The organism is Streptomyces poonensis (genome assembly GCF_014650915.1).
In the GTDB taxonomy this organism is placed as follows: Bacteria; Actinomycetota; Actinomycetes; order Streptomycetales; family Streptomycetaceae; genus Streptomyces; species Streptomyces poonensis.
The window spans coordinates 12,777-37,388 of sequence record NZ_BMVW01000008.1 but is presented as its reverse complement, the minus strand read 5'-3'; the positions used below and the strand labels follow the sequence as shown (position 1 = coordinate 37,388).

Annotated in this window: 19 protein-coding genes and 1 pseudogene; 11 read left to right on the top strand and 9 right to left on the bottom strand. The window is 72.6% G+C overall.

All coding sequences use genetic code 11. From position 1 onward, the window contains the following. Positions 1–45 precede the first annotated feature (45 nt). The 3 genes from IE242_RS20505 to IE242_RS20495 are packed head-to-tail and all read right to left on the bottom strand — an operon-like array spanning position 46 to position 3,193. Entirely contained in the window at positions 46–891 is an 846-nt protein-coding gene (locus tag IE242_RS20505) for a sugar phosphate isomerase/epimerase family protein (protein ID WP_189861358.1), read from the bottom strand. Further along, positions 888–2,045 (bottom strand): dihydrodipicolinate synthase family protein, encoded by a 1,158-nt coding sequence (locus IE242_RS20500; RefSeq protein WP_189861356.1) that lies wholly within the window; start codon positions 2,043–2,045, stop codon positions 888–890. Before IE242_RS20500 ends, IE242_RS20505 begins: the two co-directional genes overlap by 4 nt. Beyond that, entirely contained in the window at positions 2,042–3,193 is a 1,152-nt protein-coding gene (locus IE242_RS20495) for a Gfo/Idh/MocA family protein (protein ID WP_189861354.1), read from the bottom strand. Before IE242_RS20495 ends, IE242_RS20500 begins: the two co-directional genes overlap by 4 nt. A gap of 763 nt (positions 3,194–3,956) precedes the next feature. Between IE242_RS20495 and IE242_RS20490 the strand changes: the two genes are divergently transcribed. From IE242_RS20490 to IE242_RS20465, 7 genes and pseudogenes are all read left to right on the top strand, one after another. Then, positions 3,957–4,997, top strand: a complete 1,041-nt coding sequence (locus IE242_RS20490) for a LacI family DNA-binding transcriptional regulator (RefSeq protein ID WP_189861352.1) — start codon at positions 3,957–3,959, stop codon at positions 4,995–4,997. Positions 4,998–5,147: 150 nt separating this feature from the next. After that, the gene (locus tag IE242_RS20485) at positions 5,148–6,131 is read left to right on the top strand and encodes a bifunctional helix-turn-helix transcriptional regulator/GNAT family N-acetyltransferase (protein WP_189861350.1); all 984 of its coding nucleotides are present in this window, start codon (positions 5,148–5,150) and stop codon (positions 6,129–6,131) included. A 133-nt stretch (positions 6,132–6,264) separates the two neighbouring features. Further along, complete coding sequence (locus tag IE242_RS20480; protein WP_189861348.1) at positions 6,265–7,065, top strand: sugar phosphate isomerase/epimerase family protein; 801 nt, start codon at positions 6,265–6,267, stop codon at positions 7,063–7,065. 44 nt (positions 7,066–7,109) lie between these two features. Further along, positions 7,110–8,018 carry an MHYT domain-containing protein gene (locus IE242_RS20475; RefSeq protein ID WP_189861346.1) on the top strand — a complete coding sequence of 303 codons (909 nt, stop codon included), beginning with the start codon at positions 7,110–7,112 and terminating at the stop codon, positions 8,016–8,018. 61 nt (positions 8,019–8,079) lie between these two features. Further along, positions 8,080–8,304 (top strand): annotated as a pseudogene (locus IE242_RS37810) (hypothetical protein); the annotation flags it as partial. A 408-nt stretch (positions 8,305–8,712) separates the two neighbouring features. After that, entirely contained in the window at positions 8,713–10,590 is a 1,878-nt protein-coding gene (locus IE242_RS20470) for a glycoside hydrolase family 3 protein (protein ID WP_189861344.1), read from the top strand. A gap of 183 nt (positions 10,591–10,773) precedes the next feature. Next, a complete protein-coding gene (locus tag IE242_RS20465) occupies positions 10,774–11,391 on the top strand; it encodes a hypothetical protein (RefSeq protein WP_189861793.1) in 618 nt (205 codons plus the stop codon). A gap of 98 nt (positions 11,392–11,489) precedes the next feature. Here IE242_RS20465 and IE242_RS20460 read toward each other — a convergent pair whose 3' ends face one another. The 4 genes from IE242_RS20460 to IE242_RS20445 form a co-directional block, all read right to left on the bottom strand. Next, positions 11,490–12,917 (bottom strand): S28 family serine protease, encoded by a 1,428-nt coding sequence (locus IE242_RS20460; protein ID WP_189861343.1) that lies wholly within the window; start codon positions 12,915–12,917, stop codon positions 11,490–11,492. Between the two features lie 229 nt (positions 12,918–13,146). Next, positions 13,147–13,494 (bottom strand): hypothetical protein, encoded by a 348-nt coding sequence (locus tag IE242_RS20455; RefSeq protein WP_189861341.1) that lies wholly within the window; start codon positions 13,492–13,494, stop codon positions 13,147–13,149. Between the two features lie 211 nt (positions 13,495–13,705). Continuing rightward, a complete protein-coding gene (locus tag IE242_RS20450; RefSeq protein WP_189861339.1) occupies positions 13,706–17,461 on the bottom strand; it encodes an ABC transporter ATP-binding protein in 3,756 nt (1,251 codons plus the stop codon). A gap of 115 nt (positions 17,462–17,576) precedes the next feature. Beyond that, positions 17,577–18,428: an NAD(P)H-binding protein gene (locus tag IE242_RS20445; protein ID WP_189861337.1), complete on the bottom strand. Its 852-nt coding sequence runs from the start codon at positions 18,426–18,428 to the stop codon at positions 17,577–17,579. A gap of 232 nt (positions 18,429–18,660) precedes the next feature. On the opposite strand from IE242_RS20445, the gene IE242_RS20440 reads away from it, so the two are divergent. The 4 genes from IE242_RS20440 to IE242_RS20425 all read left to right on the top strand — a co-directional run bounded on the left by IE242_RS20440 (position 18,661) and on the right by IE242_RS20425 (position 22,444). Further along, the gene (locus tag IE242_RS20440; RefSeq protein ID WP_189861791.1) at positions 18,661–19,017 is read left to right on the top strand and encodes a DUF6247 family protein; all 357 of its coding nucleotides are present in this window, start codon (positions 18,661–18,663) and stop codon (positions 19,015–19,017) included. Beyond that, the gene (locus tag IE242_RS20435; protein ID WP_189861335.1) at positions 19,014–19,286 is read left to right on the top strand and encodes a hypothetical protein; all 273 of its coding nucleotides are present in this window, start codon (positions 19,014–19,016) and stop codon (positions 19,284–19,286) included. The genes IE242_RS20440 and IE242_RS20435 overlap by 4 nt, the downstream gene beginning before the upstream one ends. Positions 19,287–19,339: 53 nt before the next feature. Then, a complete protein-coding gene (locus tag IE242_RS20430) occupies positions 19,340–19,831 on the top strand; it encodes a GNAT family N-acetyltransferase (RefSeq protein WP_189861333.1) in 492 nt (163 codons plus the stop codon). A gap of 492 nt (positions 19,832–20,323) precedes the next feature. Further along, the gene (locus IE242_RS20425; protein WP_189861332.1) at positions 20,324–22,444 is read left to right on the top strand and encodes an ATP-binding protein; all 2,121 of its coding nucleotides are present in this window, start codon (positions 20,324–20,326) and stop codon (positions 22,442–22,444) included. A 28-nt stretch (positions 22,445–22,472) separates the two neighbouring features. Here IE242_RS20425 and IE242_RS20420 read toward each other — a convergent pair whose 3' ends face one another. After that, entirely contained in the window at positions 22,473–23,516 is a 1,044-nt protein-coding gene (locus IE242_RS20420; protein ID WP_189861331.1) for an esterase-like activity of phytase family protein, read from the bottom strand. A 61-nt stretch (positions 23,517–23,577) separates the two neighbouring features. Further along, a complete protein-coding gene (locus IE242_RS20415; RefSeq protein WP_189861329.1) occupies positions 23,578–24,531 on the bottom strand; it encodes a serine hydrolase in 954 nt (317 codons plus the stop codon). Positions 24,532–24,612: the final 81 nt, after the last annotated feature.

Genomic DNA, 24,612 nt, shown 5'->3' with positions numbered 1-24,612 from the left:
AAGGGGCCCGACGCACATCCGTCAGATCTCCGTTCGGCACTCTCGTCAGGCCGTGTGCTCCACGAACCGCGCCGCCGTCTCCGCCAGCAACTCCCGGCCGTCCCGGGCCCACAGCTCGTCGTTGAAGAGCTCGACCTCGATGGAGCCGGTGTAGCCCGCCGCCTCCACGTAGCCCTGCCACTCGCGCATGTCGACCGAGCCGTCGCCGACCTGGCCGCGGCCGTTCAGCACGCCTTCCGGCAGCGGGGTGATCCAGTCGGCGAGCTGGAAGGTGTGGATGCGGCCGGAGGCCCCGGCCCGGGCGATCTGCGCGGGCGCGTCCTCGTCCCACCAGATGTGGTACGTGTCCACCGTCACGCCCACCTGCTCCGCCGGGAACCGCTCCGCGATGTCCAGCGCCTGCTTCAGCGTCGACACCACGCAGCGGTCCGAGGCGAACATCGGGTGGAGGGGCTCGATGGCGAGGCGGACGCCATTGGACGCCGCGTACGGGCCCAGTTCCGCCAGCGCGTCCGCGATGCGCTCGCGCGCGCCGCGCAGGTCCTTCGAGCCCGCCGGGAGGCCGCCCGAGACGAGGACCAGGGTGTCCGTGCCCAGGGTGGCCGCCTCGTCGACCGCCCGGCGGTTGTCGTCCAGGGCCTTCGCGCGCGCGTCCGGGTCGATGGCCGTGAGGAAGCCGCCCCGGCAGAGCGTCGTGACCGCGAGGCCCGCGTCGCGGACCAGTTTCGCCGCCGCGTCCAGGCCGTACGACTGGACCGGCTCGCGCCAGAGGCCGACCGCCGGGACGCCCAGGTCGACGCATGCGTCCACCAGTTCCGGCAGCGACAGCTGCTTCACCGTCTGCTGGTTGATGGAGAAGCGGGTCAGGTCGAGACCGCTCGTGTCGCTCATCGTTCTTGCTCCACCCCGTACAGGCTCAGCAGGTTCTTCATGCGGGTCTCCGCCAGCGCCGGGTCCGGGAACAGGCCGAGGCCGTCGGCCAGTTCGTACGCCCGCGCGAAATGCGGCAGCGAGCGCGCCGACTGGAGGCCGCCCACCATCGTGAAGTGGGCCTGGTGGCCCGCCAGCCAGGCCAGGAACACCACGCCCGTCTTGTAGAAGCGGGTGGGGGTCTGGAAGAGGTGGCGGGACAGCTCGACCGTCGGGTCCAGCAGTTTGCGGAAGCCGGCCACGTCGCCCGTGTCCAGGACCCGTACCGCCTCCGCCGCCAGCGGGCCCAGCGGGTCGAAGATGCCGAGCAGGGCGTGGCTGAAGCCCTTGTCGTCGCCCGCGATCAGCTCGGGGTAGTTGAAGTCGTCGCCCGTGTAGCAGCGCACGCCCTGGGGGAGCCTGCGGCGGAGGTCGATCTCGCGCTGGGCGTCCAGCAGGGAGATCTTGATGCCGTCCACCTTGTCCGGGTGCGCCGCGATGACCTCCAGGAAGGTGTCCGTCGCCGCGTCCAGGTCGGACGAGCCCCAGTAACCCTCCAGCGCCGGGTCGAACATCGGGCCCAGCCAGTGCAGGACCACCGGTTCGGCGGCCTGGCGCAGCAGGTGGCCGTAGAGCTCCAGGTAGTCCTCGGGACCGGAGGCGGCTGCGGCCAGTGCTCGGGACGCCATGAGGATGGCCTGCGCGCCCGACTCCTCGACGACGGCGAGCTGTTCCTCGTAGGCCGCCCGGACCTCCGCTAGGGAGCCGGAGGCGATCTGGTCCGTGCCGACGCCGCACGCGATCCGGCCGCCGACCGCCTTCGCCTCGGCGGCGCTGCGGCGGATCAGCTCGGCCGCGCCCGCCCAGTCCAGGCCCATGCCGCGCTGGGCGGTGTCCATGGCCTCGGCGACGCCCAGGCCGTGCGACCACAGGTGGCGGCGGAAGGCGAGGGTGGCGTCCCAGTCGACGGCGGCGGGCGAGTCGGGGGACACGTCGGCGTACGGGTCGGCGACGACGTGGGCCGCGGAGAAGACCGTACGGGAGGTGAAGGGGGCGCCGGTGGTCACCGCCAGGGGTTCGGTGCGCGGGGTGTAGGTGCGGAGTCCACCGTCCGCGCCCGGGAGTCGGATCGTCACAGCTGGATCTCCGGGACGTCGAGGCGGCGGCCCTCGGCCGAGGACTTCAGGCCCAGCTCGGCGAGCTGGACGCCGCGGGCGCCGGCGAGGAGGTCCCAGTGGTAGGGCGTGCCGGTGTAGACGTGCTTGAGGAACAGCTCCCACTGGGCCTTGAAGCCGTTGTCGAACTCGTCGTTGTCGGGGACCTCCTGCCACTGGTCGCGGAAGGAGTAGGTGGCCGGGATGTCGGGGTTCCAGACCGGCTTGGGGGTGGCCGAGCGGTGCTGGACGCGGCAGTTGCGCAGGCCCGCGACCGCGGAGCCCTCGGTGCCGTCGACCTGGAACTCGACCAGCTCGTCGCGGTTGACGCGGACGGCCCAGGAGGAGTTGATCTGGGCGATGGCGCCGCCCTCGAGCTCGAAGATGCCGTAGGCCGCGTCGTCCGCCGTCGCGTCGTACGGCTTGTCCTGCTCGTCCCAGCGCTGCGGGATGTGGGTGGCGGTGAGGGCCTGGACCGACTTCACACGGCCGAAGAGCTCGTGGAGGACGTACTCCCAGTGCGGGAACATGTCGACGACGATGCCGCCGCCGTCCTCGGCGCGGTAGTTCCAGGAGGGGCGCTGGGCGGGCTGCCAGTCGCCCTCGAAGACCCAGTAGCCGAACTCGCCGCGGACGGAGAGGATGCGGCCGAAGAAGCCGCCGTCGATGAGCCGCTTGAGCTTCAGCAGGCCCGGCAGGAACAGCTTGTCCTGGACCACGCCGTGCTTGATGCCGGCGGCGTTCGCGAGACGGGCCAGCTCCAGGGCGCCGTCGAGGCCGGTCGCGGTGGGCTTCTCGGTGTAGATGTGCTTGCCCGCGGCGATCGCCTTCTTGATGGCCTCCTCTCGCGCGGAGGTGACCTGGGCGTCGAAGTAGATGTCGATCGTCTCGTCGGCGAGGACCGCGTCGACGTCGGTGGACCAGTGCTCGAGGCCGTGCTGCTCGGCGAGCGCCTTGAGGGCGTGCTCGCGGCGGCCGACGAGGACCGGCTCGGGCCACAGCACGGTGCCGTCGCCCAGGTCGAGGCCGCCCTGCTCGCGGATGGCCAGGATGGAACGGACGAGGTGCTGGCGGTAGCCCATGCGTCCCGTCACGCCGTTCATGGCGATGCGCACCGTCTTGCGTGTCACGTCATTCCCTTCGTTCGTGCGCCGCGAATCCGCTCCGCGTCGCGTCCGTACGTCGCCCTGCCGTTCGTGCGTCCGTACGCGTCCGGCGCCGCGTACGCCCACCGGATGAGCGTGACAGCAAGCGCTTTCTATGTGATGAGACGCTAGCCTCTGTGCGGCAGATCGGACAAGACCGCGCGGGGTGAGAGATGCGCGGTTTCGTGTACGACTTGACCGTGGCGCGGCGCACGGACCGACCGTGGGCGGCGCACGGGTCGGCTGTGGGTGGCGTACGGGTCGGCTGTCGGGCGGCGCGCGGGTGGCCGCCGGGTGGCACGCGGGTCAGCTCTCGGGTGGCACCCGGGTCGGCGCTCGGGTGGTGCGCGAGTCAGCGCTCGGGTGGCGCGCGAGCGCTGGCGCGCAGCGGTGCTCGCGCGCCGGTGTACGGCAACCGGCGTCGCCGTACGGGCGTCTGTACGGCTGATCACGCGGCCGTTCCGGTGCTCGTACGGCCCGGGCGACGACGAGACGACACCGACGCGGTGCCGAGCGGGCCCGAACGGGCCCGAATGGGCCACGGCCGGGCCTGAACGGGGCTACGAATGGACCCGAACGGACCCACGGATGGATCCGAACGGACCCGGACGGACCCGGAAAGGGCCCTGACGGATCCGAACGGACCCGGACGGACCCGGGAAGGGCCCTGATGGACCCGAACGGGCCCGGACGGACCCGAGCAGAACGCGGCAAGGACCGGAGGACGACGAACGATGGACGACAAACGATGACCGTGACCCTCGCGGACGTGGCGGCCCGCGCGCAGGTGTCCCCCGCGACCGTCTCCCGCGTGCTGAACGGGAACTACCCGGTGGCGGCCTCCACCCGGGAGCGGGTGCTGCGGGCGGTGGACGAGCTGGACTACGTGCTCAACGGCCCCGCGAGCGCGCTGGCGGCCGCCACCTCCGACCTGGTCGGCATCCTGGTGAACGACATCGCCGACCCCTTCTTCGGGATCATGGCGAGCGCTATCCAGTCCGAGATCGGCGGGCCGGGCGGGCGCGCGGGCGGGGAGCGGCTGGCCGTCGTGTGCAACACCGGCGGCTCCCCGGAGCGCGAACTGACCTACCTCACCCTCCTCCAGCGCCAGCGCGCCGCGGCGGTCGTTCTCACCGGCGGTGCCGTGGAGGACTCGGCGCACGCGAGCGCCGTCGGCAACAAGCTGCGGAAACTGGCGGACGCGGGCACCCGGGTGGTGCTGTGCGGGCGGCCGCCGGCCCCGGAGGCGATCGCCCTCACCTTCGACAACCGCGGCGGCGGGCAACGGCTCACCGAGCACCTCATCGGCCTCGGCCACCGCCGCCTCGGCTACATCGCCGGGCCCGAGGAGCGCACGACCACCCGCCACCGCCTGGAGGGCCACCGCGACGCGCTCGCCGCCGCCGGCATCGAGGACGACCCCCGGCGCACGGTGCACGGCCGCTACGATCGCCACGCCGGCTACGAGGCCACCCTCGAACTGCTGCACCGCGATCCGTCGATCACGGCCGTGGTCGCGGCCAACGACACGGTCGCCCTGGGCGCGTGCGCCGCGCTGCGGGACTCGGGGCTGCGCATCCCGGACGACGTGTCGGTGGCGGGCTTCGACGACCTGCCGTTCAGCATCGACGCGGTGCCCGCGCTGACCACGGTCCACCTCCCGCTGGCCGAGGCGGGCGCCCGCGCCGGCCGTATCGCGATGGGCCGCGAGGAGCCTCCGGCGAGCGGTATCGCGACGGTGCCCGGAGAGCTGGTGGTGCGGGGATCGACGGGGGCGCCGCGGGAGTGAGCCATGAGCCACGGCTTCCGCGGACGCGTAAGCGGACGTGGGTGCGGCGCGATCGTGGACGCACAGGCGGGCCGGACGTACGCTCGGAACGGATTGTCTCTGACTGAGTCAGCGATTCTCCATACCGGCGACGGACGAGGGCGATCGATCATGACCGGTAAGACCGTGCAGACCGTGCAGGCCGTGCAGGACATTCGCTCGTTCAACCGCTTCTACACGGGCGTCATCGGCGCGCTCGACTACGGCCGCCATCTCTACGCCCCGTACACGCTCACCGAGGCCCGCTTGCTGTGGGAGCTGGCGCACTCGTCGCACACGGACGCGGCGGACCTGCGCGCCGAACTGTTCCTGGACTCCGGGTACTTGAGCCGGCTGCTGACGAAGTTCGAGCAGGACGGGCTGGTCGAGCGGACGCGCTCGGCGCGCGACTCCCGGCGCCGCCGCGTCACCCTCACCGCGCGCGGGCGCGAGGCGGCCGGCCTGCTGAGCGAGCGGTCCGACGAGGCGGTGGGCGCGCTGCTGGCGCGCGTTCCCACCGCCGACCGCCCCCGGCTCACCGAGGCCATGCGCACCATCCGCGCGATCCTCACCGACGGCCACCCGTCCCGCCCGCCCCGCTCGCCTCGCTCACCCCGCCCGCCGGACGTCGTGCTGCGCGGCCCCGGCCCCGGCGACCTGGGCTGGATCGTGCAGCGCAACGCGGCGCTCTACGCGGCGGAGTACGGCTGGAACGCCGAGTACGAGGGCCTGGTCGCGCGGATCGTCGCCGACTTCGCCGGGGACCACGACCCGCGGCGGGAGCGGGTGTGGATCGCGGAGGTGGACGGGCGGCCCGCCGGGTGCGTGATGTGCGTACGCGGCGAGGCCCCGGACACCGCCCGCCTGCGGCTGCTGCTGGTCGAGCCGGACGCGCGGGGGCTCGGTATCGGCGACCGCCTGGTGCGCGCCTGCGTCGGCTTCGCGCGCGGGACCGGCTGCCGCGAACTGGTCCTGTGGACGAACGACTGCCTCACGGCGGCCCGCCGGCTCTACCGGCGCCACGGTTTCGTCCTCGTCGCCGAAGAGCCGCACCACTCCTTCGGCGTGGACCTGGTCGGGCAGGACTGGCGGCTGGACCTGCGCGGCGGGGCGTAGCACGCGGACGGCACCGCACGGCTCCCGGGAGGCGTGGCGATCACGTGGCTTGCGGGCGGTCCGGATCCCCGGTATCCGGGTAATCGGATACCGTCCGCCGCACCCTGCCGACACCCCCAGCGAGGTGGGATACGTGAAACTGGCCTTCTCGTCCCTCGGCGTCCCCGGTCTCCCCCTGCCCGATGTCATCCGCCTGGCCACCGAGTACGGGTACCACGGCGTCGAACTCCGCGCGCACCCCGAGGAACCCGTGCACACCGGGCTCACCGCCGGGCAACGGGCCGAGGCGGCCGCCGCGTTCGAGGCGGCGGGCGTCGAGGTCACCGGCCTCGCCGGGTACGCGCGCGTGGCGGCGCCGGGCGACGACGACCCTGTCCTCGCCGAGCTGCGCGAACTCCTCGACCTGGCCCGGGACCTGGGCGCCCCCTTCGTGCGCGTCTTCCCGGGCGGGAGCGAGGAGCAGGACGCCGCCGAGGCGGACGCGACAGCGGCCCGGCGGCTCGGTACGGCGGCGGAGTACGCCACCGACGCCGGGGTGCGCATCCTGCTGGAGACCCACGACTCGCACCGCACGGGCGCCGCCGCCATGCGTGTGCTCGGCCTGGTCGGGCACCGTCAGGTCGGTGCGCTCTGGGACGTCATGCACACCTGGCTGGGCGGCGAGCAGCCGGCGTCGACCTACGCCGCCCTCTCCCCGCACCTGGGATATGTGCAGGTCAAGGACATCGCCTCGGCCGACGACACCACGCCCGTGCCGCTCGGCGCGGGCGTGCTGCCGCTCACCGAGTGCGTGGAACTGCTCTCCCGGGAGGGCTGGGACGGCTGGTTGTGCTGGGAGTACGAGAAGCGGTGGTACGAAGCCGCCGCGCCGCTGCCCGGGCTGCTCGCGGCGGGGCGGGAGCATCTCGGGCGCCTGCTGAACGAGGCCGCCTGACGGGCGTACGCGCGGGGGTGTCACGCCGGGGCGGCTTCCCTGTCATGCAGGGGACCGTCGACGGCTTCAGTTATGGAGCGGTCACTCCCGTGGTCGCGTACGTCATGGCGTGCCTGGGAGGCGCGCTGGGACTGCGCTGCGTGGTCCGGTCGGTCCACACCGCGGGCTCCTGGAAGCCCGGCTGGCCGGCGCTCGGCGCCGCCTCGATCGGCTGCGGCATCTGGACGATGCACTTCATCGGCATGGTCGGCTTCCGGGTCGAGGAGACCCGGATGCGTTACGACGTCCCGCTGACGGTGCTGAGCCTGGTCGTGGCCATCGTCGTGGTCGCCATCGGGGTGTTCGCGGTGGGCTACCGAGGGGTCTCCCGCGCCACGCTGGGCATCGCGGGCACCATCACCGGTCTCGGTGTCGCCGCCATGCACTACATGGGCATGGCGGCCATCGAACTGAACGGCACCTTCCAGTACAACCCGGTCACCGTCGCGCTCTCCGTGCTGATCGCGATCGCGGCCGCGACCGCCGCGCTGTGGGCGGCCGTCTCGATCCGCGGCTTCCTGCCGAGTCTCGGCGCCAGCCTGGTGATGGGCCTGGCCGTCTCCGCCATGCACTACACGGGCATGGCCGCCGTCGACGTACACCTGCACACCGGGACCGACATGGTCTACACGGGCGAGTCGCCCACCTCGCTGCTGCTGCCCATGATGACCGGGCCGGGGATCTTCCTGATCGTGGCCGCGGCGGTGGTGATGTTCGACCCGCTGCTGGTGATGGGCGACATGGAGAACGGTCCGTCGTCGTCCGCGCGCCGGCAGCAGGTCACGGTCAGCGGACTGTCCGAGGGCCCGGCACCGCTGCCCGGCGACTCCCTCTTCCAGCCGTCGCCCGGCGCGAACGGCCGACCGCAGGGCCCGCAGGGGCGTACGGATTCACCGGGCGCCTATGAGTGGTGAACCGGCGCCGGATCCGGGCGCTGGGCCCGTCGCACCCGCTGCGGCCGCGGCCCGCTACTGCCCGCTGCCCGAGGGGGTCGTCGAGGTGCCGCCCGGCCCCGTGCCCGTACGCCGTCCGTACGCGCTCCGGCGCACGGGGGCGTCCCGCCGCCCGGCGATCGCGGAGACGGTGCGGACACTTCAGGAGCACTGGCTGAGGATGTCGGCGCGTGCGCCGCGGCCTCAGTCGCAACCACAACCGCAACCACAACCGCAACCGCAACAACAGACACACCAGACGGGCTGAACGCGCCGGGCGCGTTCGGCCCGCGCCGGGCGCCCGCGTCGAGCCGCGCTGAGGGCTTCGTGCACCCGGCTGGCCGGAAGTGCCCGCCGAATCCTGTTGCTTCACACGCGTACCGACTTCCCGGAATCCGCGAAAAGCGGGGAACCCGAAGTCGCCCGCCCCCGTCATAGCGGCATGCTGCCGGATGAGTCTCCGCAGAGCGGTGTCGGCCTCGCTGCTGGCTGCGATCGCTGACCACCCTCTCCGCCGCCTGCGGCCGGCAGCACGCCGTCACCGGTGCGCCCCCCTCCGACTGCGCCGGTGACGGCCCCTCCCGTCGACCGCTTCGCTGTGCGCTCCCTTGACTGGAAGAAACCTTCCGGCTATTCGTGACTCCTCGGAAGTTTCCTTCAGTGGGAAGGAGCGCACGTGCGCGACTCCAGCACGGGAAGCACCACCTCCACCACCGCCTCCAGAGCGGGAAACACCACCCGGCCGTCCAGACGGACCGTCCTCGCCGCGACCGCGGGCCTCACCGCCGCCCACTTCGCCCAGGCCGTCCCCGCCCACGCCGCCGGACGGTCCGGGTCCCGGTGGCCCGACGACAGGAAGCTCCGCGCCCTCATCTCCCGGATGACGCCGGAGGAGAAGGTGGGCCAGCTCTTCGTGATGCGCGTGTACGGTCACTCGGCGACCGCACCGGACCAGGCCGACATCGACGCCAACCTCGACGAGATCGGCGTACGGACGGCCGAAGAGCTGATCGCCAAGTACCGGGTGGGCGGCATCATCTACTTCGTATGGGCGCACAACACCCGTGACCCGCACCAGATCGCGAATCTCTCGAACGGCATCCAGAAGGCCTCGCTCGCCCTCCCCCGCGGGCTGCCCGTGCTGATCTCCACCGACCAGGAGCACGGCATAGTGGCGCGCGTCGGCAGACCCGCCACCCTGCTCCCCGGCGCCATGGCCCTCGCTGCCGGCGGCTCCCGCGGCGACGCCCGCCGGGCCGCCCGCATCTCGGGCACCGAACTGCGCGCGCTGGGCATCCGCCAGGACTACGCCCCGGTCGCCGACGTCAACGTGGATCCGGCCAACCCGGTCATCGGCGTCCGCTCCTTCGGTGCCGATCCACAGGCCGTGGCGGAGTTCGTGGCGGCGCAGGTGAAGGGGTACGAAGGCGCCGGGGTCGCGGCCGCGGCCAAGCACTTCCCGGGGCACGGCGACACCGAGACCGACAGCCACGTCGACTTCCCCGTCATCCACCACAGCCGCGACGAGTGGACGCGGCTCGACGCGCCGCCGTTCCGGGCCGCCGTCCGCGCGGGCGTCGACACGATCATGACGGGGCACATCGCCGTGCCGGCCCTCGACCCGTCCGGCGATCCGGCGACCCTCTCCCGGCCGATCCTCACCGGCATCCTGCGCGAGGAACTCGGCTACGACGGCGTCGTGATCACCGACTCCCTGGGCATGGAGGGCGTGCGGCAGAAGTACGGCGACGACCGGGTGCCGGTGCTCGCGCTGAAGGCGGGCGCCGACCAGCTCTGCAACCCCCCTTCCCTCGACATCGCCTGGAACGCGGTCCTCCAGGCGGTACGCGAGGGCGAGCTCACCGAGGCCCGCCTGGACGAGTCGGTCCTGCGGATCCTGCGGCTGAAGTCACGGCTGGGGCTGTTCGGGAACCCGTACGCCGACGTGACGGGCGTGGACCGGGTGGTGGGCACCCCGCGGCACCTCGCCGCCGCGGACCGTATCGCCGAACGCACGACGACCCTGCTGGTCAACGAGCGGCGCCTGCTGCCGCTGTCGCGCCGTACGCACCGGAACGTCCTGGTCGTCGGCGCCGACCCGGCCTCCCCCTCGGGCACCACGGGACCGCCCACCACCGTCCTCGCCGGCGCCCTGGCCGAACTCGGCTTCACGGCCACCGCGCTGTCCACCGGCACGGCGCCCTCGGCCGCGGTGGTCGACCGGGCGGTGGCGGCGGCGGAGGGCCGGGACGCGGTGGTCGTGACGACGTACAACGTCACGGCGTCCAGTGCGCAGAAGACGCTCGTGGAACGGCTCGTCGCCACCGGGGTGCCGGTCGTCGCGGTCGCCGTCCGCAACCCGTACGACGTGGCCCACCTGCCCGGCGTCGGCGCGCTGCTCGCCTCGTACTCCTGGACCGACGTCGAGGTGCGGGCCGCCGCGCGGGTGCTGACCGGGCGCGCGAAGCCGCGCGGCAGACTGCCGGTGCCGGTGCAGCGGGCGGACGACCCGGCGCAGGTGCTGTATCCGATCGGGTACGGCCTGACGTACTAGGCCTACGCCGCACACCGGACGAACCATCCCTCTCCATCGCAAAGCATCCCCTATGTCTGGCGTGGCGTGCCGCGCCGGGGCCAGGCTGGACCTGGGGGATGTCGGAGGGGGGTGATCCTCGTGCGAGGAAAGCGGAGGGTGCCGCGGGCCGTACCGGCGGCCGTCGTCGCGGCGGTGGCGGCGATGACGGCGGCGGTGACGGTGCTGGCCGGCTGCCAGCAGCCGTCAGGGGCGTCCGGGGTGTCCGGGGTGTCCGGGACCGGACTGGAACCCGGCAAGGCGGCGGCGACGGCGGCCCCGCCCCCCGCGTACGACTACGAGCCGGTGTTCCTCGGCGTCGACGAGTGCAGCTCCTTCGGCACGACCAGCTTCACGGAGGTGTCCTGCGCGAGCGAGCGGGCGGCGGCCCGGGTGGTGGCCCGGCACGACGGCAAGGTCTCCGAAGGGCCGCCCTGCCCGGCGACCACGGACTTCGTCCTCCACATCAGCGCGCCCGGCCCCACCCGCGACGAGGACGGCGACGGCCGGATCACCCAGGGCTACGCCTGTATGCGCAAGCTCCAGGAGCCGCACCCCGGCGACCCGGGCGGCGGGGGCGGCCCCCGCACGATCGTCGGCGACTGCGTCTACAGCGCGGGCGAGGGCGAGGTCCGCGAGACGGCCTGCGACGGGAAGGGCCGGCACGCCCCCGAGTACCGGGTGACGCAGGCCGTCAAGAAACGTTCCGGGTGCCCCGACGCGACGGTCCTGTACGTCGGGCTCGGCGGATCTGAGCCGGTGGGGTGCGCCCGGCCGGTCTGAGACCGCGGCGGGAAACGGCGGCGCGGCCCGGCAGTTCGCCGGACCGCGCCGTATCCATGACCGCTGTGGCCGCTGTGGCCGCTGTGGCCGCTATAAAGCTACGGCCGCAGCGCCGGCTCCCGCTCCGTGCCGTGCTTGTCGAGCTTCGCGTCATACCTGGCCAGCGGCTTCGCGGCCGCTGGGTCGGACTGGACCGTCGCCGGAGCGACACCCGCCCACTCCTGGATGCGGGCGGTCGCCAGGTCGCGCTCGGACTCGACCAGACCCGCCACGTTGGCACCGTGGTTGGCGCCGGGGGCCGTGAAGACGTACGAGTCGCGCGCCTTCCTGCCGAGGTGGAACGGTTCGGCGCCCCACGGGTCGTTCTCGCCGTACACGAAGAGCATCTGGCGGGCGTTGTTCCGCACCCAGGTGTCCACGTCACGCATCGCGTTCGGCTGGAACTTCATCTTGATGTCACGCGGCACGAAGTTCCGCGGCGGCTGGTAGCCGTAGCGGACGTACTTCTTCTCGATGTGCGGGAAGTGGATCGTGGGCGCGCCGAGCTGCGTACCCGCCTGGTAGTAGTACGGCGTGTACGTGCTCAGCCCCTGGTCCGTGTAGGCGGAGAAGCCGGAGATCGTGTCGACGGACGTCCAGATCTCGTCGTCGGTCGCGTTCTTCGCGTCGGCCGGGATGAGGTCGGTCTCGCAGTCCGCGAGCGTGCTGTACTGCCAGAAGCCCCACACGTAGTCGAGGACGACCGCCTCGTACGCCCGGTCCAGGCTGCCGATCGTGTCGAAGGTGTAGCCCTCGGCGGCCGCGTACTCCTCGTACTTCTTCGCAAGCGGTGCGCGGCGCACCAGTGCCTCGCGCTGCACCGCGTTCAGCCGGTCGCGGCACTCCTCGGTGCCGACCTTCGCGAAGAAGCGGTCGTACGCCGAGTCCTCCTTGTTCACCACGTCGTTCGGCGCGACGTACGCGACGACGCCGTCCATGTCGCGCGGGTAGAAGCGCTCGTAGTACGTGGCGGTCATGCCGCCCTTCGAACCGCCCGTCGAGATCCAGTTCTTGGAGTAGATCGGCTCCAGCGCCTGGAAGATGCGGTGCTGGTCGCTCGCCGCCTGCCAGATGTCGAGCTTGGACCAGTCGGCCGGGGCGGGCCGGGAGGGGGTGAAGAAGCGATACTCCATCGAGACCTGGTTGCCGTCCACGATCTGGGTGGGTTCGCGGCGGCTCGGGTTCGTGGAGACGTTGTAGCCGCCGGTGTAGAAGACCGTCGGACGGCTGGTGTCCTTGTGCAGCACGGTGATCCGCTGCTGGAACGTCCCCTTGGACGGGTGCCGGTGGTCGACCGGCTGGGTGTAGTTGAGGACGAAGAAGCGGTAACCGGTGTACGGCTTCTCCTCGACCAGGCTCATGCCTGGGATCGCGAGCAGCCGGTCCTTGATGTCGGTCTCCGGCTGGGCGGCAGCGGCCACTCCGGCCGTGCTCGGCATGCCTATGAGCACCGCGAGGGCCAGCAGCCATCTGAGCGCCTTGCGCATGGACTCTCCCCTGTGAAACAACTGTGCGCCGGAACCTAGCGGAGCCACCGGTGGGCACACCAGGGGGAGCGGCGCCAACCGGCGCAGTGGCAGGGGGAGCGTAGGGAAAACCCTGGGCGTGGTGGTGCGTTCGGGTGAGGCGCGCGGCGATCATCGGCGATCGGCGCCCGGCAGCCGCGGATCAGCAGAGGATCCGGCCGGAGGGTCAGCAGAGGATCCGGCCGGAGGGTCAGCAGAGGATCCAGCCCGAGCTGACGCTCCCGCGCCCCACCTCGCCCTCGACCCACACGCACCGCTGCCCGGCGTGCACGGTCACGGGGCCCGCGTGGTACTTGAACCGGCCCCGGTCCACCACCGGCCGGCCGCCGCGCGCCCGCACGCTGACGGACATCCACTGCGTCTTGCCCTGCTTCTTGGCGACGGTGACGGCACAGACGTATCCGCCGCGCTTGTGGACCTGGACGGACCCGGTGGAGAAGGGCAGCGTGCGCACCTTGCGGCCCGCGCAGGACGCGGCCGCCTCCGCGTCGGCCGGACCCGCCACCACGAGCAGGCCGGACGCGGTCAGCAGAGCCATCGCGAGCGCGGCGCGCCGACGTGGCGCACCGCGGGCACCTCTCACTCCCCTGATCACTTCCGCCCCTCCCACCACACAGAACGTACTGCTGTACGGACGCACGAGGAAGGCCGGATGGTTCCGCTCGCACGGCCGGACCCGCCCCGGTGTCGCCCGTGCTGCCGGTGACACCGGCGGCACGGGCGTCACCGGTGGTCCCGGTGGACCGGCGTCAACTCGTCGTCGTGACCGCCGGCTCCCCGACGAACGTCCGCCACAGCTGCGCGTACCGGCCGCCGCGCCGCAGCAGTTCGTCGTGCGTGCCGTCCTCCGCGACCCGGCCGTGGTCCATGACGACGACCCGGTCCGCGCGGGCGGCCGTCGTCAGCCGGTGGGCGACGACCAGGGTCGTACGGCGTCCCGCGAGGCGCTCGGTGGCCTGGTTGACCTGGGCCTCGGTGGCGAGGTCCAGGGCGGCGGTGGCCTCGTCGAGGAGCAGGACGTCGGGGTCGACGAGCTCGGCGCGGGCGAGCGCGATCAGCTGGCGCTGCCCGGCGGAGAGGTTGCGTCCGCGCTCGGCGACCTCGTGCAGATAGCCGCCGTCCAGCGTGGCGATCATGTCGTGGGCGCCGACGGCCCGGGCCGCGGCCTCCACCTCGGCGTCGGAGGCGTCGGGCCGGCCGTACGCGATGGCGTCCCGGACGGTGCCCGGGAACAGGTACGCCTCCTGCGGGACGACGCCGAGCCGGTGCCGGTACGAGGTGAGGTCGAGGTCGCGCAGATCCGTGCCGTCGGCCGTGACCCGGCCGCCCGTCGGGTCGTAGAAGCGGGCGACCAGCTTCACGACCGTCGACTTGCCGGCGCCCGTCTCGCCGACGAAGGCGACGGTCTGCCCGGCCGGGATCGTGAGGTTCACCCCGCTGAGGGCCTCCTCGTCATCCCCATAGGCGAAGTGGACGTTCTCGAAGGCGATGTCACCGCGCAGGGACGGCACGTCCAGCGGCTGCTCGGCGGCCCCGGTCGACGTGCGCTCCCGCAGCAGCTCCTGGATGCGGCCGAGGGAGACCGTCGCCTGCTGGTAGCCGTCGAAGACCTGGGAGAGCTGCTGCACGGGCGCGAAGAACAGGTCGATGTAGAGGAGATAGGCGACCAGCGCGCCGGTCGTGAGCGTCCCGGCGTCGACGCGGCCCGCGCCCACGATCAGCACGGCGGCCGCGGCCACGGACGACAGCAGCTGCACGAACGGGAAGTACACGGAGATCAGCCACTGCCCGCGGATACGGGCCTGCCGGTAGCTGTCGCTGCCCGCGGCGAACCGCTCCCCGCCGTCCCGCTCGCGCCGGAACGCCTGGAGGATACGCAGCCCGGCCACCGACTCCTGGAGGTCGGCGTTGACGCCGGACACGCGCTCACGGGCGAGTTCGTACGCCTTCACGCTCGCCCGGCGGAAGAAGAAGGTGCCGATGACCAGCGGCGGCAGCGTCGCGAAGACGACGAGCGCGAGCTCCACGTCGATCACGAGCAGCGCGACCATGATGCCGAAGAAGGTGACGACCGAGACGAACGCGGTGACCAGCCCGGTCTGCAGGAACGTCGACAACGCGTCCACGTCCGTCGTCATCCGGGTCATGATCCGCCCGGTCAGCTCCCGCTCGTAGTAGTCGAGCCCGAGCCGCTGCAGCTGGGCGAAGATCTTCAGCCGCAGCGCGTACAGGACCCTCTCCCCCGTACGCCCGGTCGTCCGGATCTCACCGGTCTGCGCGGCCCACTGCGCGAGCACGGCGAGCAGCCCCAGCCCGGCGGCGGTCCACACGGCACCGAGGGCCGTCTCGCTGACGCCCTGGTCGATGCCGTGCCGGATCAGTACGGGGAGCAGCAGCCCCATACCGGCGTCGACGGCGACGAGCAGCAGGCTGAGGAGGAGGGGAGTGCGGAAGCCGCGCAGCAGCTGCCGCAGCCCGTACGAGCCGCCGGGCTCCGGGAGCACCGCGCGGGTCTCGTCGATGTCGGGGGTGTCGGTGGCCGGGGGCAGGGCGTCGACCCGGGCGAGCAGCTCAGGGGTGGCGGGCGTGCCGGAGAGGGCGGTGTCGCGCGGCTCGCGGTCCCCGGTCCACAGCCGGGGCGTGATGCCCCGCTCGGCGTCGAACTCGGCGTCCAGCTCGTCCCGTACCGAGGTGTCCTCGACCGGGGGCACGGGCTGGACGTGGCCGGGCGAGACCCCGCCGAGCTCGTCGGGGTCGGTGAGCAGCCGCCGGTAGAGGGCGGACCGCTGTTCGAGTTCCGTGTGGGTGCCGATGTCGGCGAGCCGTCCGTCGTCGAGAACGGCGATGCGGTCGGCGAGGTTGAGGGTGGACCGCCGATGGGCGATCAGCAGGGTCGTACGCCCCTCCATGACCTGCTTGAGCGCCTCGTGGATCTCGTGCTCGACCCGGGCGTCCACGGCGGAGGTGGCGTCGTCGAGGACGAGCAGCCGGGGATCGGCGAGGATCGCCCGCGCCAGGGCGACGCGCTGCCGCTGGCCGCCGGAGAGGGTGAGCCCGTGCTCGCCGACCTTGGTGTCGTACCCCTCGGGCAGCTCGGCGATGAAACGATCCGCCTGGGCGGCGCGGGCAGCGGCCTCGACCTGCTCGTCGGTGACGTCGGGCCGCCCGTACGCGATGTTGGCGCGCACGGTGTCGGAGAAGAGGAACGAGTCCTCGGGCACCAGCCCGATCGCGGCGCGCAGGGAGTCGAGGGTCAGCTCGCGCACGTCGTGGCCGCCGATGAGGACGGCACCGCGCGAGACGTCGTAGAAGCGCGGCAGGAGCAGCGACACGGTCGACTTGCCGGACCCGGAGGCGCCGACGACGGCGAGGGTCTCCCCGGCCCGGATCTCGAAGGACAGCCCGTCGAGCACGGGCGGCTGATCGGCGTCGTACCCGAACGAGACGCCGTCGAACTCGACGGTGGCGGGCGCGTCGGCCGGCAGGACCTTGGTTCCGTCGGTCAGAACCGGCCGGGTGTCGATCAGCTCCAGCACCCGCTCGGTACCGGCGCGGGCCTGCTGCCCGACGGTGAGCACCATGGCGAGCATCCGCACGGGCGAGACCAGCTGGGCGAGGTAGCTGGAGAAGGCCACGAACGTACCGAGCGTGATGTGCCCGCGCACCGCGAGCCAGCCGCCGAGCGCCAGCATGGCCACCTGCCCGAGGGCGGGCACGGCCTGGAGGGCGGGGGTGTACTTGCTGTTCAGCCGGATGGTCCGCAGCCGCCCGGCGAAGAGCCTGCGCCCGACCTCCCGCAGCTTCCCGGTCTCCTGCTCCTCCTGCCCGAACCCCTTGACCACGCGTACGCCGCCGACGGCGCCGTCGACCACGCCCGCGACGGCGGCGGCCTGGGCCTGGGCGTACCAGGTGGAAGGGTGCAGCCGGGAGCGGCTGCGCCGGGCGATCCACCAGATGGCGGGCGCGACGGCGAGCGCCACGAGGGTGAGGGGCGGCGACAGCCACGCCATGATCACGAGGGAGATGAGGAAGAGCAGGACGTTGCCGATGGTCATCGGCAGCATGAAGAGGAGCCCCTGGATCAGCTGGAGATCGCTGGTGGCCCGCCCGACGACCTGCCCGGTGGACAGCTCGTCCTGCCGCCGCCCGTCGAGCCGGGTGACCGCCCCGTACATCTCGGTCCGCAGATCGTGCTGGACGTCGAGGGCGAGGCGGCCGCCGTAGTAGCGGCGGATGTAGGTGAGGACGTAGACGAGGACGGCGGCGCCGATGAGGAGGCCGGCCCAGGGGGCCATGTCCCGGGTGCCGCTCCCGATCACATCATCGATGATCACCTTGGTGATGAGCGGCACGAGCGCCATGACGGCCATACCGCCGAGGGAGGCGCCGAGGGCGAGGACGACGTCCTTGGGACGGCGCCAGGCGTAGGCGGCGAGGCGGCGGGCCCAGCCGGGACCTTTCTCCGCCCCGCTCTTACAGTGCTCGTCCCCCTGCTGCGCTGCCACGCGGGTGCCCCTCTCATCTGCTGCTCTGCCGGAAGGCACCAACGCGGGCGGGGCGGGATTTCATCCCGCCGCAACATTCCGGGCCGGACGTCGTGACGGCGCCTTGTGACGGCGCTCACCGGAAGTCGGCCACGTGGTCCGCCGCCCACTGGCCGAACGTGCGGGCCGGGACGCCGGTGACGTCCCGCACGGTCGTGGTGATCTCGGGCCGCGTACCCACCGACGCGGCGAACGCACCGAGCATCGCCTCCACGATCCCCTGCGGCATGTCGGCGTACAGCTCCGCCGCGGCCTCCCGCGCCGTGATCTCGGTGAACCGCAGTGACCGGCCGAGAGCCGCCCCTATGGCCTCGACCTGCTCGGCCGTCGTGATCGCCGCCGGTCCGGTGAGGCGGTACACGCGGCCGTGGTGTCCGTCGTCCAGCAGGGCACACGCGGCGACGGCGGCGATGTCGTCCTCATGGATGGGCGCCATGACCGCGTCGCCGTGCGGAGCCCGGACCAGGTCACCGGCGCGGATCTGCGGCGCGTAGTGGAGGGAGTTGGTGGCGAAGGCGTTGGGCCGCAGCATGACCCACTCGGCGGCGGTGGCCCGCACGGCCCGCTCGGCCGCGAGGTGCCACGCCGCGATGGCGCTCTGCTGTTCCGCGTCCTCGTCGAGGATCGCTCCCGAGGAGAGCATCACCACGCGCCGCACACCGGCCCGTTCGGCCGCCGCCAGGACGTCCTCGGTGGCGTTGCCGACGCCCGCCAGGTTGAGGAAGAGTTTCGTGGCTCCGGCGAAGAGCTGCTCCAGTTCGGCCGGCCCGCCCGAGCGCGGGAAATCCGCCCGGACGGGCTCCACACCGGCCGGCAGCTCCACCCGTGCCGGATCCCGGGTGAGCCCCCGCACGGCCTGCCCCTCGGCGACGAGCCGGGCCGCCAGAGCGCGCCCCACATGTCCCGTCACACCGGTAATGATGATCACAAGGTCTCCGTGGTTCTCGTGGTCTTCGGTCTGCCGTGGCTCCACACCCCCGGCACATGTCCACGCTGCAACCTCAAGCGCGCTTCAGGTCAACCCGGCGGCGCGACGCCCACCTCGAGCCGGACCGGGCGGGTAGCCGAATCACTCCTCCCTCACTCGTTCGAGCGGTGGGAAGGCACTCCTGCTCGATAGGCTGACGCGTGGGATCAGAATCGCGCCCATGGGAGTAGCCATGACCACCTCGGCCGCTGGGCGACCGCCGCTCATCCCCCAGCCCCCTGCCACGGTTGCCGCGCTGCGGCAGGCCATCAGCCAGATCGCCCCCGCGGCACTACCGGCCTTCACCCGGGAGCTGGACCAGGCCGCCGACCAGTCCCGGCAGGGGTCCGACCTGGCACCGCTCCAGCGGTTCATCGCCCAGTGGGCCGTCTATGTCCACATCCAGCGCCAGCCCGACCTGGCGGCGGACCTCCGCCGCTGGGAGGACAGCGCCGAGACGGGCGACGCCGCTCAGGCACGGCGGGCCGCCTCCGAGATCGGACGCATCCTGGACGAAGCCCACTCGGCCGTCGGCCTCCCGACCCGGTGAGCACGGACTGGCGCTGGGAGTACGACCCCGACCACGACCACGTGGCGGGCGGCGTCCCCTTTCACGTGGTGGCGGAAGTGGAACGTCTGGTCGGCCAACTGGTCGACCTCGCCAGTACTGGCATCGACGTCAGCGACCTCGGCAACGGCCCCAGACCGGGCGGCCTGCGCCGCATGGACGCTGCCGGCGGCTGGTTCTACTTCCTGGTGGCACCGCGCGATCCGCTGATCGTCATCGTCCGTATCGTGCCCCCGTTCGACGCCTTGTAGCCGCCCGCCCGGACTCCTGTCGGGTGTGGTCATCGGTACGTATGCTTCCCGGCATGTTGAGGCTGGAACGGCTCCGGGCCGACCACGCGGATGCCCTGCTGGCCTTCGAGCGGGAGAACCGCGAGTACTTCGCACGGTCGATTCCTGACCGCGGGGACGCGTACTTCGCCGAGTTCGCCGCCCGTCATCGTGCGCTGCTCGACGAGCAGGACGCCGGTGTGTGCCACTTCCATGTCGTCCTGGACGGGGACGGCGAGCTGACGGGCCGCGTCAATCTGGTGGACGTCGAGGCGGGGGCCGCCGAGCTCGGCTACCGGATCGGCGAGCGCGCGGCGGGCCGGGGGACGGCGACGGCGGCGGTACGGGAGGTCTGCCGTCTGGCCGCCACGGCGTACCGGCTGTCCGCACTCACCGCCATCACCACCCTGGACAACGGGGCTTCCCAGACCGTGCTTCTGCGCAACGGGTTCACCGCGGCGGAGGACATCAGCATCGGCGGGCGCCCCGGAGTGCGTTACCGGCGCCGGCTTGCCGCGACGCACTGACCGACCCCCATCGCGTCACTCAGCTCAGTCAGTGCGCTCCGCGCTGTCACTGCGCTCTGTTCGCTTGGCCCGCCGTCTGAATGCGCACAGTGGTGCGGACCGGTACGGGTACGGATACGGGTGTTGCCGTCCGGCTCGTCCGGCACGGTCTCGCAGGCGCGCTCTGCCGCCTGCCACCGCCTGCCGTCGGCGGACCACGCACACGGCAGGATTCTCGCCGGCATCCGCCAAAGGCCCATCCCGACGTATCACTCGTGCGGCGCCTGGGCATGACGTTCCGCGCGCCGCGCACCCGAGGTGGGCGTCCGGGGTCTGTGCCGGGCACCGACGGCATTCTGACCATCCTCGTCCTGTCGGCAGGCGGCGCGCGGCGGTTTCGCGCATCCCACCCGCCCCGTCATGCCGCCCGGCCAGGCTGGGCTCCCCTGGGGATGGGCGCCGTCGCTGATGCGCGGGCCGGCTGGGAGCCGAAGCGAAGGGGAGGCGGCCGGGGTGGAGTTCTACCGGACGGGCTGGCCGGCAGGTGATGTGCCGGAGGAGACCACGAGCTTCGTCGGCCGCCGGGCCGAGCTGATCGAGGCCGGCTGCGCGCTGGAGGAGGCCCGGCTGGTGACGCTGACCGGGGTGGGCGGGGTGGGCAAGACCCGGCTCGCGCTGCGCGCCGCCCGCGAGGCGCGGGCTGCCTTTCCCGACGGGGTGTGGCTGGTGGAGCTCTCTTCGCTGCCCCGCACCGAGCGGTGCGACAGCGAGTTGCTCGCTCTGACGGTCATGGAGGCGCTGCGGCTGGCGGACCAGACCACTCGCCCGGCCACCGAGGTGGTGTGCGAGTGGCTGGCCGACAAGCACCTGCTGCTCCTCCTGGACTGCTGCGAGCACCTCGCCCCCGCCTGCGCCCACCTGGTCGGAAATCTGCTGACCGCCGCGCCGGAGCTGCGCATCCTGGCCACCAGCCGGCAGCCGCTGGGCACCCGGGGCGAACACCTGGTGGCGGTGCCCCCGCTGCCCGTTGCCGGACAGGACCGCTGGCCGGCCGATGCGGAGGACGGGCAGGACGCGGTCGCGCTGTTCCTCCAGCGGGCCGCCGACACCGCGCCCGGCCGGGCCGCCGACACCGCGGCTCACGCGGTGGTGGCGGAGATCTGCGCCCGCTTGGAGGGCATCCCCCTGGCGGTCGAGCTGGCCGCGGCCCGGCTGCCCGAGCTGACCCTCACCCAGCTCCGCGCCCACCTGAAGGCCCGCTTCGAGGTGCTCGCCGCCGACCCCGACGCGTACGGCGACGGCGAGCCGCGGCACCAGGCGCTGCGCACCACCATCGGCTGGAGCCACGAGCTGTGTGCGCCGCTGGAGCGGCTGCTGTGGGCGCGGCTGGCGGTCTTCGCGGGCGGCTTCGACCAGGAGGCGGCGCGGGCGGTGTGCGCGGGCGGGCCGCTGGCCGCCGCGGACGTGCCGCGGCTGCTGGACAGTCTGGTGGGCAAGTCGCTGCTGCAGCGGCGGGCGTACATGACGGGGTTGGTGCGGTACACGGTGCTGGACACGGTGCGCGAGTTCGGCGGGCAGTGGCTGGCCGGGCTGGGCGAGGAGCAGGCCACCGCCCGCCGTCACCGCGACCACTTCCTGGATCTGGCCCGGCGGGCCGATGCCGCCTGGGGCGGCCCCGGTCAGGTGGCCTGGTACGTGCGCACGGTCGTCGAGCATGCCAACTTCCGCACCGCCCTGGACTTCTGCCTGACCGAGGACGAGGGGCAGGTCGCGCTGGAGCTGGGCGGGGCGCTGTGGTTCTTCTGGTACGCCTGCGGATACGCGCGGGAGGGCCGCCACTACCTGGACCAGATCCTGGCCCGGTGGCCGGAGCCGGGGCCGGCTCGCAGCAAGGCGGTGTGGGCATGCGGTGCGGCCGCCCTCGTCCAGGGCGACGACGACGCGGCCGCTCGGCTGGGGAAGGTGTTCCGCGCGGACGCCGAGGCGGCGGGCACCCCCGCCATGCTGACTGCCGCGGCCCACCTCGACGGCACCGTCCTGGTACTGCGCGGACAGCACACGGAGGCCGCCGCGGCGTATGACGCAGCGCCATTTCCCCAGGATCACGACGGAGAGTATGCCGGGGCACGCCTCGTGCTGCGGGCGGCCCGCGCGTTCGTCCACGCCTTGATGGGGGAGTTCGCGGACGCCGCCGCGGTGGCCGACGCCGTGCGCGCGGAGTGCGACCAACGGGGTGAGCGGTGGGCCAGGGCCTGGGCCGACTACGTCCACGGACTGGCGGCGCGCGGACTCGGCCGGCCGGAGGAGGCCGACGTGCACGCCCGAGCCGCCCTGGAGGGCAAGGCCCTGCTCCACGACAGCCTCGGCATCAGCATGGCCCTCGACCTGCTGGCCTCGGTGGCCGCGGACAGCGGCCACGGAGAACGGGCGGCCCGGCTGCTCGGCACGGCCCAGCAGGTCTGGAACACTCTTGGCCGCTCCCAGATTGGCGTGCCCGAACTCGTCGCCGCCCGCGCCGCCTGCGAGCACCAGGCGCGGGAAGCCATCGGGGACGGCGCGTACGAGGCGGCCTTCCGCAAGGGCCTTCAGACCAGCATCGCCGACGGCCTCACGTACGCCCTGCGCGAGCCCTGAGCCCAGCCGGACGCATGTCCACGGTGCGTCACCGGCCCGTCCGCACCCGCAGGGCGTAGAAGCGGGTGGTCTGGGCCGCGTTCTGGTTGTCGTCGCTGGCCAGGAGAACGTTCAGGCGGCCCTTCGTGCTGCCCGTGACCGTCATGGCCTCGATGTTGTCGAGGAGCGGGTTGGGCTGGGGCTGCTTGGCGGTGGCGCCCAGGGACGGGCAGTCCACGAGGTCTGCGAGGAGGCTCTTCCTGATCAGCCGTACGCCGCGCTGTCCGGTGAGGGTGTCGATGCCGCTGGTGTCCGTCGCGTGCTTCGGGTCGGCCAGGTAGAGGCGGACCGTGTTGCCGACGCCCGCGGTGAAGCCGCGCTCCAGGACGAGGAGGCGGCCGTCCGGGGTCGCCGTGACCTCGGGGACGCCGAGGCCGGGGTCGGTGCGGTAGGCGTACTGGGCGGAGAGCCGGAACTGTCCGCCGCGCTTCGTCCCCTGCCGCTGCCAGGTCTGGAAGCGGACGATGTCGCCGCTGTCACCGGAGAGCGCGTACTCCATCGAGGCCAGCAGGGTGCGTCCGCCGGGCAGCATGGTCAGGCCCTCGAAGGTGCCGTTCGGGGTGGCGCGCCCGGCCGGAGCCACCCGGAGCCCGTCCGGCACGGGCAGCTCGTCCAGGACGCGGCCGTCGCGGGCGTGACGACGTACGGCGGGCTTGGTCTCGTCGCTGATCAGCCGCGCACCGTCGCGGTCGACGACCAGGCCCTCCGAGTCCAGCGCGGCCCCGCCGCCGTCGGCGAGCGGGACGACGCCGGTGGGCCGGAGGGTCTGGCGGTCCAGCGTGAACAGGGCGGACCGGTCGGAGACCGCGACGAGGGAACCGTCGCGGTCCACGGCGAGACCGGAGAAGTTGCCGACGTACGTGCCGTCGTACGTCGTCTTGTCGAGGACGTCGGAGAAGCCGGCGATGGAGACGGCGGGTGAACAGGCCCTGGCAGTACGGGAGTCACCCGCGTGAGCGGGTACGGCGACCGTGAGCGTGGTGGCCGCCGTGAGGCCGGCGGTGAGGGTCGCGAGAAGGGTTCTCAGGCGCATGCCGTCACCGTAGGCCGGGCGAGGTGGTACGGGGGTGGACTTGCCGTGAACGCCCGGGACTTCACTTTCCGGGCGGCACCGGTACCGACGCCTCCTTCGGCTTGTCCGTGGGCACGTACCGTTTCGCGCTCGCGCCGGAGGTGACCGGTACGAGGTCCTTGTGGATGGCCCTGGCTATGCCCTGGATGGTGGCGACGCCGTAGTTCATGGTGCTGTTGCCGTGTGTCAGGACGGTGATCGTGTAGTCGTGCCCGGCGCCCTTGAAAGCGCCGATGCTGTGGACGCGCCAGCCGTACGTCGATCGGGACAGCCAGCCGTTCTTGACGTGCACCGAGACGTTGGAGGGCGCTCCGGCGGGGGTGCCCCAGCGCTGCGAGGCGACGACCTCGCCCATCAGCTCGAGGATGTACGCGCGGGAGTCGGAGCGCAGGACGGTGTTCGAGGCCGTGACCAGCGCGAGCAGCTTCTGCTCGTCCTGGACGGTGATCTGCGTGAGTCCCCAGTAGCCGTTCGCACCGGGCCTGGTCTGCGTCATTCCGGCGGCTTTCAGGAAGCCCTTGATCTTCGTCATCCCCAGCTGCCGCCACAGTGTGCTGGTGGCCGCGTTGTCCGACTTGGTGATCATGGCGGTGGCGAGCTGCTCCTCGCGCCGGGTGAGTTCACGGCCGTGGTTCTGCGCGTCCCACAGGAGCGCCGCGAGCACCGTCACCTTCACCACGCTGGCGGAGTCGAAGGGGGTGCTGCCGCGCAGGCTGCAGGTGGTGCCGGTCATCCGGTCGTACAGGCCGAGCGCGATGGTGCCCTTGCGGTGCGCGAGCGCGGCGGTGATGTCCCGGCGCAGCGTCGGGGCCAGGCCCGCCTGGCCGGACGTGCAGTACACCTGCGGCGCGGAGCCGCCTCCCCCGGGCGGCAGGGGCGACGCCGCCGCGGGCGCCGCGACGGCTACGGACGGTATGAGCAGCCCGGCGGCGACGGCCAGGCGTGTACGACCGGATGTGAATCTACGGTGAGTCATGAAGGTTCCCCCTCCCCAGGGACTGCCGGACCCGCAACCGGAACCGGCAGGAGCACGCTCCCGTCGTGCTCGCCTCCATCG